At 50.3% G+C, this 12,226-nt stretch carries 14 protein-coding genes; 13 read left to right on the top strand and 1 reads right to left on the bottom strand.

Going from position 1 to position 12,226, the window contains the following annotated elements; all coding sequences use genetic code 11:
* Positions 1-535: 535 nt before the first annotated feature.
* The 13 genes from mnmG to P2G53_RS10955 all read left to right on the top strand — a co-directional run bounded on the left by mnmG (position 536) and on the right by P2G53_RS10955 (position 11,952).
* Positions 536-2,431, top strand: a complete 1,896-nt coding sequence (mnmG, locus tag P2G53_RS10895) for a tRNA uridine-5-carboxymethylaminomethyl(34) synthesis enzyme MnmG (RefSeq protein WP_275817114.1) — start codon at positions 536-538, stop codon at positions 2,429-2,431.
* Positions 2,431-3,069, top strand: coding sequence for a 16S rRNA (guanine(527)-N(7))-methyltransferase RsmG (rsmG, locus tag P2G53_RS10900; protein ID WP_275817116.1), 639 nt, complete (start codon positions 2,431-2,433; stop codon positions 3,067-3,069). The genes mnmG and rsmG overlap by 1 nt, the downstream gene beginning before the upstream one ends.
* A 2-nt stretch (positions 3,070-3,071) precedes the next feature.
* A complete protein-coding gene (locus P2G53_RS10905; protein ID WP_275817118.1) occupies positions 3,072-3,872 on the top strand; it encodes a ParA family protein in 801 nt (266 codons plus the stop codon).
* 3 nt (positions 3,873-3,875) lie between these two features.
* Positions 3,876-4,754, top strand: a complete 879-nt coding sequence (locus P2G53_RS10910) for a ParB/RepB/Spo0J family partition protein (RefSeq protein WP_275817120.1) — start codon at positions 3,876-3,878, stop codon at positions 4,752-4,754.
* 184 nt (positions 4,755-4,938) lie between these two features.
* Positions 4,939-5,364, top strand: coding sequence for an ATP synthase subunit I (locus tag P2G53_RS10915; protein WP_275817122.1), 426 nt, complete (start codon positions 4,939-4,941; stop codon positions 5,362-5,364).
* Positions 5,365-5,380: 16 nt separating this feature from the next.
* On the top strand, positions 5,381-6,202 hold the full coding sequence (atpB, locus tag P2G53_RS10920; RefSeq protein ID WP_275817124.1) for a F0F1 ATP synthase subunit A: 822 nt from the start codon (positions 5,381-5,383) through the stop codon (positions 6,200-6,202).
* A 76-nt stretch (positions 6,203-6,278) separates the two neighbouring features.
* Positions 6,279-6,509: a F0F1 ATP synthase subunit C gene (atpE, locus tag P2G53_RS10925; RefSeq protein WP_091354170.1), complete on the top strand. Its 231-nt coding sequence runs from the start codon at positions 6,279-6,281 to the stop codon at positions 6,507-6,509.
* Between the two features lie 61 nt (positions 6,510-6,570).
* A complete protein-coding gene (locus P2G53_RS10930; protein WP_275817130.1) occupies positions 6,571-7,041 on the top strand; it encodes a F0F1 ATP synthase subunit B in 471 nt (156 codons plus the stop codon).
* Between the two features lie 14 nt (positions 7,042-7,055).
* Complete coding sequence (locus P2G53_RS10935) at positions 7,056-7,589, top strand: F0F1 ATP synthase subunit delta (RefSeq protein WP_275817132.1); 534 nt, start codon at positions 7,056-7,058, stop codon at positions 7,587-7,589.
* Between the two features lie 13 nt (positions 7,590-7,602).
* Positions 7,603-9,147 carry a F0F1 ATP synthase subunit alpha gene (gene atpA / locus P2G53_RS10940; protein WP_275817134.1) on the top strand — a complete coding sequence of 515 codons (1,545 nt, stop codon included), beginning with the start codon at positions 7,603-7,605 and terminating at the stop codon, positions 9,145-9,147.
* 70 nt (positions 9,148-9,217) lie between these two features.
* Positions 9,218-10,081 carry a F0F1 ATP synthase subunit gamma gene (gene atpG / locus P2G53_RS10945; protein WP_275817136.1) on the top strand — a complete coding sequence of 288 codons (864 nt, stop codon included), beginning with the start codon at positions 9,218-9,220 and terminating at the stop codon, positions 10,079-10,081.
* A gap of 36 nt (positions 10,082-10,117) precedes the next feature.
* On the top strand, positions 10,118-11,494 hold the full coding sequence (gene atpD, locus P2G53_RS10950) for a F0F1 ATP synthase subunit beta (RefSeq protein ID WP_275817138.1): 1,377 nt from the start codon (positions 10,118-10,120) through the stop codon (positions 11,492-11,494).
* A 32-nt stretch (positions 11,495-11,526) separates the two neighbouring features.
* Positions 11,527-11,952, top strand: a complete 426-nt coding sequence (locus P2G53_RS10955; protein ID WP_275817140.1) for a F0F1 ATP synthase subunit epsilon — start codon at positions 11,527-11,529, stop codon at positions 11,950-11,952.
* A 181-nt stretch (positions 11,953-12,133) separates the two neighbouring features.
* Here the strand turns inward: P2G53_RS10955 and P2G53_RS10960 are convergent.
* The coding region (locus P2G53_RS10960; RefSeq protein WP_275815263.1) for an IS3 family transposase at positions 12,134-12,226 on the bottom strand (93 nt) is incomplete at its 5' end.

Consider the following 12,226-nt stretch of genomic DNA (forward strand, 5'->3'; position numbering starts at 1 on the left):
AAAGTTACAACCAGATTATCCACAAACTTATTGCTTTTCTTCACCTGGTTGTTTTTTAAACTAAACCTATTTTTTTATTTTAAATCAGATATTTATTTTGGTTTAGTAATCTATATTTTTAAATATGTCCCATAACTTAAATTTAATCCCCAACCCCTGTGAATAATCTGTGAGGGGGGTCATCAACAACAGGTCCATAACCCTGTGCACAAAACCGGGTGTGGATAACATGCCATTCTGTCCACATCCTATCCTCATCTCATACACCAGCACGAGACAGGAGATATACGTAGTTTTCATTCCAATAAATATATGTTTTGGAAAGATAATTTATGTTTTTCAACAGAAAAGACCGTGCTTAATAAATATCATAAAAATAAAAAAACCTTTAAAACGTTACTTCTTATTTAACTTCTATTTATCTAAACCTAACCTGATTAAAAAATGACCATTCCTAAGCAGAGCCTGTATAGGTATAATCGCCTCCCTATTTTTTCTGCTTTATCCGTATCTTCAATTCAGTGAGGTGACTGACGTGGATTATCCTGATCAGTTTGATGTAATCGTTATCGGTGGTGGTCATGCCGGTACAGAAGCTGCCCTTGCAGCTGCACGTGCTGGCAGTCAAACACTGTTACTCAGTCACAACATTGAAACGCTGGGACAGATGTCCTGTAACCCAGCCATCGGCGGTATTGGTAAGAGTCACCTGGTAAAAGAGATCGACGCACTGGATGGCGCTATGGCACGTGCCACTGATCGCGGTGGCATTCAATTCAGAACCCTGAATTCGCGCAAAGGCCCTGCGGTCAGAGCAACCCGCGCCCAGGCTGACCGTGTTTTATACAAGGCAGCCATTCGTTCGATTCTGGAAAATCAGCAGAATCTGCAGATTTTCCAGCAAGCGGTAGATGATCTGATCGTTGAAAATGAAACCGTTAAAGGGGTTGTTACCCAAACGGGTATCCGCTTTTTTGCTAAATCGGTTGTCCTGACTGCTGGAACTTTTCTGGGTGGCCTCATCCATATTGGTTTGCAGAACCATAGCGGCGGACGTGCGGGTGACCCGCCATCCATCACACTGGCGCAGCGTCTGCGTGAAATGCCATTTCGGGTCGAACGATTAAAAACCGGTACTCCACCGCGTATTGATGCGCGCAGTGTTAATTTCAGTCTGATGCAGGAACAGCCAGGTGATACTCCGACACCGGTGATGTCCTATCTTGGATCGCTGCAGGAACATCCTCAGCAGATCAGCTGTTACATCACTCATACCAATGAAAAAACCCACGATATCCTGCGCAGCGGTCTGGATCGTTCCCCCATGTATACCGGTGTTATCGAAGGTGTAGGCCCACGTTATTGTCCGTCGGTTGAAGATAAGATCATGCGTTTTGCCGACAAGGATCAGCACCAGGTGTTTGTTGAGCCGGAAGGTCTGACCACCCACGAGCTGTATCCCAACGGTATATCCACCAGTCTGCCATTTGATATTCAGCTGGCGGCTGTGCGTTCGATTCGTGGTTTTGAAAATGCGCATATCACCCGACCCGGTTACGCCATTGAATATGACTTTTTCAATCCGCAGGATCTGAAACACACGCTGGAAACCAAGTTCATTCAAGGCCTCTATTTTGCAGGGCAGATCAATGGCACCACCGGTTATGAAGAGGCCGGTGCACAGGGCATGTTGGCGGGTATTAACGCGGCACTGCGGGCGCAGGAAAAAGAGCAGTGGTATCCACGTCGCGATGAGGCTTATATCGGAGTGCTGGTTGATGATCTGATTACCCTTGGCACGTCTGAGCCGTACCGCATGTTTACCAGCCGCGCAGAGTACCGACTCATCCTGCGCGAAGATAATGCAGATCTGCGTTTAACTGAAAAAGGTCGCGATCTGGGCATAGTCGGTGAAGAGCGCTGGCGTGCGTTCTGTGAAAAACGCGAGGCAATTGAGCGTGAACAGCAGCGTCTGCAATCCACCTGGATTCAGCCAAACTCAGCCGAAGCAGAGCAGCTGACAGAAAAACTGAAAACACCGCTGACCCGTGAGTATTCCCTGTCCGACCTGCTGAAGCGGCCGGAGCTGGAGTACCAGGATCTTGCCAGTCTGAAAGGTGACGCTGTCGCCGATCCGCAAGTGGCCGAGCAGGTTGAAATTCAGAATAAATATGCCGGGTATATTGAGCGTCAGCGCGGTGAAATTGAACAGATGCGCCGCCAGGAAAATACAGCGTTGCCGGCTGATTTCAATTATGACCAGGTGGGCGGTCTTTCGAATGAGCTGAAAGCCAAACTGAAGCAGATTCGTCCTGAAACCATTGCGCAGGCGAGTCGGATTCAGGGTATTACACCGGCTGCAATCTCTTTGCTGCTGGTGTATCTGAAAAAACAGCAACTGGCTTCACGACAGAAAAAGGCGGTCAGTTGATGGCAGTGGTTTCGCAGGCAGATTGGACATCGGCTCTACAGCAGGGCACGGCTGAACTGGGCCTTGAGCTCAATACTGCGCAACAGCAGCAGTTGCTGGATTACCTAAATCTGCTTTTGAAATGGAACAAAGCCTACAACCTGACCGCGGTGCGTGATCCGCTCGAGATGGTTCACCGTCACTTGCTGGACAGCCTCAGTGTTGCTCCCTTCATAGAGCAGACTGCATTGCTGGATGTAGGCAGTGGTCCGGGGCTGCCAGGCATCCCATTGGCGATCTGCTATCCGGACCTGCCGGTTACAACCCTGGACAGTAACAGTAAGAAAACCCGGTTTCAGCTTCAGGTTAAGGGTGAGTTAGGACTAACTAACCTGAAAGTCTTTAACGCGCGGGCGGAGAATGCCGGGTTGGCGCCATTTCCTCAGGTGATATCCAGAGCATTTGCTTCACTGCAGGATATGATTCAGTGGACGGAATCACTTTGTTCAGAAAAGGGTGTTTTTCTTGCCATGAAAGGCCTGTATCCTGACGATGAGATCAACGCCTTACCACAGAAATTTGAAGTCAAACAATGTCATCCGTTGCGGGTGCCTGGTGTGGAAGGGGAACGACATCTGCTTGTTTTAGGGAGACGCTAAGCGTGGCCAAGATCCTGACGATCACTAACCAGAAAGGCGGGGTGGGTAAAACCACAACCTGCGTCAATCTGGCCGCATCTCTTGCAGCGACCAAAAAACGTGTGCTTCTGGTGGATCTGGATCCTCAGGGCAATGCCAGCATGGGCAGCGGGATTGATAAACACACCCTCGAAACCACCATCTATGAAGTATTGGTTGATCAGGCTAAGGCATCTGAGGCGATCATTAAAAAAACCCCTGCCGGTTACGATCTGATTGGATCAAATGGAGATCTGACCGCCGCTGAAGTCGAGTTGTTACACATCCCGCGGCGGGAATTCCGGCTTAAGATGGCACTGATGGAAGTGAATGACGATTATGATTTTATTCTGATCGACAATCCGCCATCGTTGAACCTGCTGACCGTTAATGCGCTGGCATCCTCCGCCGGTGTGATCATTCCGATGCAATGTGAGTACTATGCACTGGAAGGTATTTCAGCCCTGATTAACACCATTGAAAAGATTAACCAGCGACTCAACCCTGGTCTGAGGATTGAGGGTATTTTACGGACTATGTTTGATCCGCGAATGAGTCTGACCAAAGATGTATCGAGCCATCTGGTCGAGTATTTTGGCGACAAAGTCTACCGTACAGTGATTCCCCGCAATGTGCGTCTGGCGGAAGCACCCAGTCATGGTCTGCCCGCCATTTTGTATGATAAAAATTCCCGTGGGGCGGTGGCCTATCTGGCACTCGCCGGTGAGTTAATTCGACGCACCAATCAAGAAGAAAAACAGAAAGCACCAGCAGAGGAAGCATAACCGATGGCAAAAAAACGCGGCCTGGGCAGAGGTCTGGATGCACTGCTTTCCAGTGTGACCGACGTAGAGCATGCTGTTTCTGCAGGTGCCACGGAAAATCTTGAAGGCTATAACCGACTCTCGGTGAACCTGATTCAGCGCGGGCGTTATCAGCCACGACGTGATATGGATCCGGTGGCACTGGAAGAGCTGGCAAATTCGATCCGGGCCCAGGGGGTGATGCAGCCTATCATTGTGCGGCCGATCGATACTGACCGGTATGAAATCATCGCCGGTGAACGACGCTGGCGTGCCAGTCAGATGGCCGATTTAACCGAGATTCCTGCCATCATCCGCGATGTACCGGATGAAGCGGCCATCGCCATGGCGCTGATCGAAAACATTCAGCGTGAAAACCTGAACCCGATTGAAGAAGCGGTTTCGTTGCAGCGTTTACAGGATGAGTTTGAACTGACTCAGCAGGAAGTGGCCGATGCGGTAGGTAAATCCCGTTCTACGGTGACCAACCTGTTGCGTCTGATGAACCTTTCCGATGGGGTTAAAAAACTGCTGGAATGCGGTGATCTTGAAATGGGTCATGCCCGGGCACTGCTGGCACTGGCGGACCCGCTGCAGTATGAAGCTGCTCAGGATGTGGTCGGCAAAGGCCTTTCCGTAAGACAGACCGAAGCGCTGGTCAAAGCACTGCAACAGGGCGATCACGCGGCGGCGAAAAAGATCAAACCGGAACCTTCACCTCAGTTGTCACAGCTGGCGTCTGAACTTTCTCAGCGTTTCTCAGCCAAGGTGGCAATATCGGAGAATGCGAAGGGGAAAGGCAAGATCACCATCAACTATGATTCTGCCGAAGTGCTGGAAAGCATCCTGCAACAGCTACGTTAAGCCTTACTTCAGCCGGTTTACTACTTTCGCACGCTCTTGGGTCATTGGTTACGACATTAGTGCAAATGAAACAACTGGCTGTTGTTTCGGGCCTCTTTAACCCCTATAATCGGCACGCATTTTGGGGTGTCTACGCGCTCCGAAATAAAGATCGGGCAGACAAAACGCAAGAAAAGGCGGAATTTTGATCAACACGGATCGCGCAAACCGACCACAAGGGGTGCACAGCCGTAATGTTCGTCGCCAGACCTTTCAGGTTTTTCTGTTCCAGGCAGGACTGGGTATAATCCTCGCCGGCTTAGCGCTGGTGGTATTAGGAATCCAGGCAGCCTTATCAGCATTCGGTGCTGTTGGGGTATACCTCCTTCCCAATCTTTATTTCGCCAGCCGCGCCCTGCGTTTCAGTAAAGGCCAGACCGCACGCCGTGCCCTTGCTGAAATGTACGTGAGCCAAATATGGAAAATGGGTTTAAGTATCCTCGGCTTTGCAACGGTCTTTATTATGCTCAAGCCCGTTGACCCCTTTTCCCTATTTGGCACATTCATACTGCTGCAGATCAGTGGCTGGCTGATGCAGCTGAAGCTAAACAAAAGATTCCTGAAACTTTGACTGAGAGAAACTGAGAATGGCTAGCGGAACTGTCACATCCTCAGAGTATATATCCCACCACCTGACAAACCTGACGTTTGGCAATCATCCTGTTAATGGCTGGAGCTTGGCTCACAGTGCGCAGGAAGCTGCTGAAATGGGTTTCTGGGCAATCAACGTAGACACTATGGGCTGGTCCATTGCCCTGGGTGTTCTGTTCACTTGGTTGTTCCGTAAGGTTGCTAAGAATGTAACCGCCGGTGTACCGGGCAGTACTCAGAACTTTATCGAAACCATCATCGAGTTTGTTGATGATAACGTTAAAGGGATCTTCCACCACAAAAACGAGCTGATCGCGCCACTGTCGCTGACCATCTTCGTGTGGATCTTCCTGATGAATACCATGGACCTGGTCCCTGTTGACTGGATTCCATTTATCGCCGGTGAAATGGGCGTTCATTTCATGAAGGTGGTACCTACTACTGATGTTAACGCGACTGCAGGCATGGCTCTGAGTGTGTTCGCGCTGATCATCTTCTACAGCATCAAGCAGAAAGGTCTGGGCGGCTTCCTGGCTGAGCTTTCCTTCCAGCCTCTGGGCAAACTGATGCTGCCGTTCAACTTATTCCTGGAACTTGTCGGATTGTTGGCTAAGCCGGTATCTCTGGCGTTGCGACTGTTCGGTAACATGTATGCTGGTGAAATGATCTTTATCCTGATCGCTTTGCTGCCGTTCTGGGTGCAGTGGGTACTATCCGTGCCTTGGGCAATCTTCCACATTCTGGTTATCACGCTGCAGGCGTTCATCTTCATGGTCCTGACGATTGTTTATCTGGCCATGGCGTATGATCACCACTAAGTGATTGCTGAATAGAAGAAATAAACGATTTTTTAAATTCAATTTAATCTTTCAAAACTTAATTGGAGAAAATCTGATGGAAATGGCATTGCTGTACATCGCTGGTGCGCTGATGATGGGTCTGGGCGCTGTAGGTGCTGCGGTAGGTATCGGTATCCTGGGTGGTAAATTCCTGGAAGGTGCTGCTCGTCAGCCTGAACTGATCCCTCTGCTGCGTACCCAGTTCTTCATCGTAATGGGTCTGGTGGACGCGGTACCAATGATTGGTGTGGGTCTGGGTCTTTACGTACTGTTCGCTGTTGCGTAAGTAACTGCAAGTCTAAAGACTGACTTGTCGATTCACTTAATCAACCGCGAGAGGTAATGGCGTGAATATCAACCTAACCATCATTGGTCAGGCCATCGCATTCGCTATCTTTGTAGTTTTCTGCATGAAATTTGTGTGGCCACCAATTACGGCTGCACTGGCAGAACGCAAAAAGAAAATTGCCGAAGGTCTGGACGCTGCTGAGCGTGCCGAGCGTGATCTTCAGCTGGCTCAAGAAAAAGCCACTGAAAATATGCGCAAAGGCAAAGAAGAAGCAGCCGCCATCATTGAACAGGCCAACAAGCGGGCTAATCAGATCATCGAAGAAGCCAAAGAGAAAGCTCTGGAAGAAGCTGGTCGCGTAAAAGCGGCTAAACAAGCTGAACTGGAGATGGAAGTTAACCAGGCGCGTGAAGCTTTGCGTGCTCAGGTTGCAGCTCTGGCAGTGGCAGGCGCCGAGAAAATTCTTGAAGCCTCCATCGATGCAAATGCCCACGCACAGCTTGTTGAAAAACTGGCCGCTGAGCTCTAAAGCGAGGTTTAACGATGGCTGAAGTCAACACTGTCGCTCGGCCTTACACTAAAGCGGCGTTTGAATACGCGCTGGGTAAGGGTAACCTCGATCAGTGGTCCGCTACACTCAATCTGGCTGCGGCTGCAGCAGGAGATGAGAAAGTAGCGCGTGTACTGAGCAATCCCGCTATGACGGATGCACAGAAAGGTGATCTGATGATCAGCATCTGTGAAGAAGCCGATCAGGCGGGCAAAAACTTTATTCAACTGCTGGCGGCAAACAAACGTCTGGCGCTGTTGCCTGAAATCGCAGCTCAGTTCAACAAACTGAAAGCGAATCAGGAAAAATCACTGGATGTGGAATTGACCACAGCCTTTGATTTGCTGGACGAGCAGCAGGAAAAACTGGCTCAGGCACTGAAAACCAAGCTGGGTCGCGATATCACTCTGACAGCACAGGTCGATAAATCGATTCTGGGTGGTGTAGTGATTCGTACTGAAGATCTGGTGATCGACGGCTCCGTTCGCGCGCGACTCGCGAAGTTGGCCGAAGCGATGAATTCCTGAGGGGAATAAAAGCATGCAGCAACTGAATCCTTCTGAGATCAGTGAGATTCTCAAGAAGCGCATCGAAAATCTAGATGTGTCTTCAGAAGCCCGTAACGAGGGCACAGTAGTGAGCGTGTCTGATGGTATTATCACCATCCACGGTCTCGCTGACGTAATGTACGGGGAAATGATTGAATTCCCTGGCGGTATCTACGGTATGGCGCTGAACCTTGAGCGTGACGCTGTAGGTGCTGTTGTACTGGGTGACTACCAGGGTCTGGTCGAGGGCACCACTGCCCGTTGTACTGGCCGTATTCTGGAAGTACCTGTTGGTCGTGAACTTCTGGGCCGTGTAGTAGATGCCCTGGGTAACCCGATCGACGGTAAAGGCCCACTGGAAACCACTTTGACCGACGCGGTTGAAAAGGTTGCACCAGGCGTAATCGCACGTAAATCCGTAGATCAGCCTGTACAGACTGGTCTTAAAGCGATTGACTCCATGGTACCAATCGGCCGTGGTCAGCGTGAGCTGATCATCGGTGACCGTCAGATTGGTAAATCTGCGGTAGCAATCGACGCGATCATCAACCAGAAAGGTACCGGCGTTAAGTGTATCTACGTAGCTGTGGGTCAGAAACAGTCCACTATCGCTAACGTAGTACGCAAGCTGGAAGAGCACGGCGCAATGGATCACACCATTGTTGTTGCTGCTGGTGCAGCGGATCCTGCAGCAATGCAGTTCCTGGCACCTTACGCTGGTTGTACTATGGGTGAATTCTTCCGCGACCGCGGTGAAGATGCGCTGATCGTTTATGACGATCTGACCAAGCAGGCATGGGCATATCGTCAGATCTCCCTGCTGCTGCGTCGTCCACCAGGCCGTGAAGCTTACCCAGGTGACGTATTCTATTTGCACTCCCGTCTGCTGGAACGTGCTGCGCGCGTTAACGCTGACTACGTTGAAAAATTCACCAACGGTGAAGTTAAAGGCCAGACTGGCTCCCTGACTTCCCTGCCTGTAATCGAAACACAGGGTGGTGACGTTTCCGCGTTCGTACCAACCAACGTAATCTCCATCACCGACGGTCAGATCTTCCTTGAATCCGACCTGTTTAACTCCGGTATCCGTCCTGCAATTAACGCAGGTCTGTCGGTATCCCGTGTAGGTGGTGCAGCTCAGACTAAAATCATCAAGAAACTGGGTGGCGGTGTGCGTCTGGCACTGGCTCAGTACCGTGAGCTGGCAGCATTTGCCCAGTTTGCGTCCGACCTTGATGACGCCACTCGTGCCCAGCTGGAGCACGGTCAGGCTGTAACCGAGCTGATGAAGCAGAAACAGTACTCTCCAATGTCCATCGCTGAGATGGGTCTGAGTCTGTTCGCTGCGAACGAAGGTTACCTGAAGGATGTAGAGCTGAACAAAATCCTGGACTTTGAAGCAGCACTGATCTCTTACTTCAACAGCGAAATGGCTGACCTGATGAAAGATATCAATGCGACTGGCAACTACTCTGACGAGATCGCTGCCCAGTTCAAAGCCGGCATTGAGAAGTTCAAGTCTACCCAAACTTGGTAATAACTCGGTTTGAGTGAGTGATCTGCATGCAGCGCGTGCAGATCTAACACTAAGTCAAATAGGCGGAACTATGGCAGTCGGAAAAGAGATTAAGACAAAGATTGCGAGTGTGCAGAGCACCCGGAAGATCACCAGCGCCATGGAAATGGTTGCGGCTTCCAAAATGCGTAAAGCACAGGATCGCATGGAGTCATCTCGCCCGTACGCCCGGAGTATCCGTGGTGTAATTCAGCACCTGGCCAAGTCCAATCCTGAGTACAAACACCTGTACATGCAGGAGCGTGAGACTAAACGTGTTGGTTTTGTGATTGTTGCAACCGACCGTGGTCTGTGTGGTGGCTTGAACGTTAACGCGTTCAAGGCGGCTGTGAAAAGCATGAAAGCGTTCCATGATCAGGGTGTCGAAATCGACATCTGCGCCCTGGGCAGCAAGGCAGCGTCTTTCTTCCGGAATTTTGGCGGCAACGTTGTTGCAGTCAAAACCCATCTGGGAGACAAGCCTGAAGTTGCTGACCTGATCGGTGCTGTGAAGGTCATGCTGGATGCTTACGACGAAGGCAAACTGGATAAGCTGTACATCGTATCTAACGATTTCGTGAATACGATGACCCAGAAACCTGCTGTCGATCAGGTGCTTCCACTGAAAGCAGAAGATGACGAAAAACAACTTAATCACCACTGGGATTATATCTACGAGCCAGATGCCAAAGAGCTGTTGAACGGCCTTTTGGTTCGCTATGTAGAGTCTCTGGTTTACCAGGCGGTGGTTGAGAATAATGCCTGTGAGCAGGCAGCACGTATGCTGGCGATGAAAAACGCAACAGACAACGCCGGTTCAATGATTGATGAGCTTCAGATGATTTATAACAAAGCTCGTCAGGCTGCGATTACTCAGGAAATTTCTGAGATCGTCAGCGGTGCTGCAGCGGTTTAACGCAGGTCACAGGTTAAATTTTAAGAGGATCCGAACATGAGTAGCGGAACTATTGTTCAGATTATCGGTGCGGTAGTTGACGTGGAATTCCCACGTGATTCTGTGCCGAAGGTGTATGACGCGCTGACCGTGAACAAAAACGGTCTGACACTGGAAGTTCAGCAGCAGCTGGGCGACGGTGTTGTTCGCGCAATCGCCATGGGTCAGACCGAAGGTGTGAGCCGTGGTCTGGAAGTGTCCAATACTGGCGCGCCAGTGTCCGTACCTGTAGGTACAGCCACTCTGGGCCGTATTATGGACGTTCTGGGTAACCCAATTGATGAGTGTGGCCCGATCGGTGAAGAAGAGCGTATGCCTATCCACCGTAAAGCCCCTTCCTACGCTGATCAGGCAGCTTCTAACGAACTGCTGGAAACCGGTATCAAGGTAATCGACCTGGTTTGTCCATTCGCTAAGGGTGGTAAAGTTGGTCTGTTCGGTGGTGCGGGTGTAGGTAAAACTGTAAACATGATGGAGCTGATCCGTAACATCGCGATCGAGCACTCCGGTTTCTCCGTGTTTGCAGGTGTAGGTGAGCGTACTCGTGAAGGTAACGACTTCTACTACGAGATGAAAGAGTCCAACGTACTGGACAAAGTATCTCTGGTATACGGTCAGATGAACGAGCCACCAGGTAACCGTCTGCGTGTAGCACTGACCGGTCTGACCATGGCGGAAAAATTCCGTGATGAAGGTCGTGACGTACTGCTGTTCGTTGACAACATCTACCGTTACACCCTTGCGGGTACTGAAGTATCTGCACTGCTGGGTCGTATGCCTTCTGCGGTAGGTTACCAGCCAACACTGGCGGAAGAGATGGGCGTTCTGCAGGAACGTATCACCTCTACCAAAACTGGTTCCATCACGTCTATCCAGGCCGTATACGTACCTGCGGATGACTTGACTGACCCGTCACCAGCAACCACCTTCTCTCACCTTGACGCGACTGTAGTACTGTCCCGTCAGATTGCAGAGCTGGGTATCTACCCTGCTGTTGACCCACTGGATTCCACCTCTCGTCAGCTGGACCCACTGGTTATCGGTCAGGAACATTACGACGTTGCCCGTAACGTACAGGGTGTACTGCAGCGCTATAAAGAGCTGAAGGACATCATTGCGATCCTGGGTATGGACGAGCTGTCTGAAGAAGACAAGTCTCTGGTAGCCCGTGCGCGTAAAATTCAGCGCTTCCTGTCTCAGCCGTTCTTCGTAGCAGAAGTATTTACTGGTTCTCCAGGTAAATACGTCTCTTTGAAAGATACTATCAGCGGCTTTAAAGGCATCCTGGAAGGCCAGTACGACGATCTGCCAGAGCAGGCGTTCTACATGGTCGGTGGTATCGAAGAAGCGATCGAGAAAGCGAAAGGCATGTAATTGCCTTTCGCTAACCTTTACGAGGTAAAAATATGGCTATGACTGTTCATTGCGACATCGTAAGTGCTGAAGAAGAGATCTTCTCTGGCCTGATCGAGTTCGTATCCGTAACAGGTAGCCTGGGTGACCTGGGTGTATATCCGGGTCACGCTCCGCTTCTGACGGAACTGAAACCAGGCCCTGTCGAGCTACGCAAACAGGGTGGCGAGCAGGATATCTTCTATGTGTCCGGTGGCTTCTTTGAAGTTCAGCCTCACAAGGTCACAATTCTGGCGGACACTGCACTGCATGCCGCTGACCTTGATGAAGCAGCCGCTCAGGAAGCACAGAAACATGCTGAACAGCAGATGGCAGATCGTTCTTCCGAGTTTGAATACTCGAAAGCTGCCACTCAGCTGGCTGAAGCAGCTGCGCAGCTGCGTACCCTACAGCAGATTCGTAAGAAACTGGGTCGTTAAGACTTCGTCCTTACAATCCACATCGCAAAAGGCAACCATCTGGTTGCCTTTTTTTTGGCCATTAAAAAATGAAGCAGTAAGGTTCGCTACCAATGATCTGGAGCAGATGATTGTTCCTGCGAAGGCGAGGCAGAGACCAAACAATTAAAATTGGTCCTACCCACAAAAAGTAGACACTAGGTTATGCGCATTTGCGCTCATACTCTGCCGGACTGACATAGCCCAAAGCCGAGTGCCTACGTATGCGGTTATAAAATACTTCGATGTATTCGAA

The sequence above is a fragment of the Neptuniibacter sp. CAU 1671 genome, assembly GCF_029222905.1.
GTDB lineage: Bacteria > Pseudomonadota > Gammaproteobacteria > Pseudomonadales > Balneatricaceae > Neptuniibacter.

Coding starts and splice junctions, on each gene's coding strand:
- atpD (WP_275817138.1), top strand. CDS start 10,118: ATGAGTAGCGGAACTATTGTTCAGATTATCGGTGCGGTAGTTGACGTG.
- P2G53_RS10935 (WP_275817132.1), top strand. CDS start 7,056: ATGGCTGAAGTCAACACTGTCGCTCGGCCTTACACTAAAGCGGCGTTT.
- rsmG (WP_275817116.1), top strand. CDS start 2,431: ATGGCAGTGGTTTCGCAGGCAGATTGGACATCGGCTCTACAGCAGGGC.
- atpA (WP_275817134.1), top strand. CDS start 7,603: ATGCAGCAACTGAATCCTTCTGAGATCAGTGAGATTCTCAAGAAGCGC.
- atpE (WP_091354170.1), top strand. CDS start 6,279: ATGGAAATGGCATTGCTGTACATCGCTGGTGCGCTGATGATGGGTCTG.
- P2G53_RS10955 (WP_275817140.1), top strand. CDS start 11,527: ATGGCTATGACTGTTCATTGCGACATCGTAAGTGCTGAAGAAGAGATC.
- P2G53_RS10910 (WP_275817120.1), top strand. CDS start 3,876: ATGGCAAAAAAACGCGGCCTGGGCAGAGGTCTGGATGCACTGCTTTCC.
- atpG (WP_275817136.1), top strand. CDS start 9,218: ATGGCAGTCGGAAAAGAGATTAAGACAAAGATTGCGAGTGTGCAGAGC.
- atpB (WP_275817124.1), top strand. CDS start 5,381: ATGGCTAGCGGAACTGTCACATCCTCAGAGTATATATCCCACCACCTG.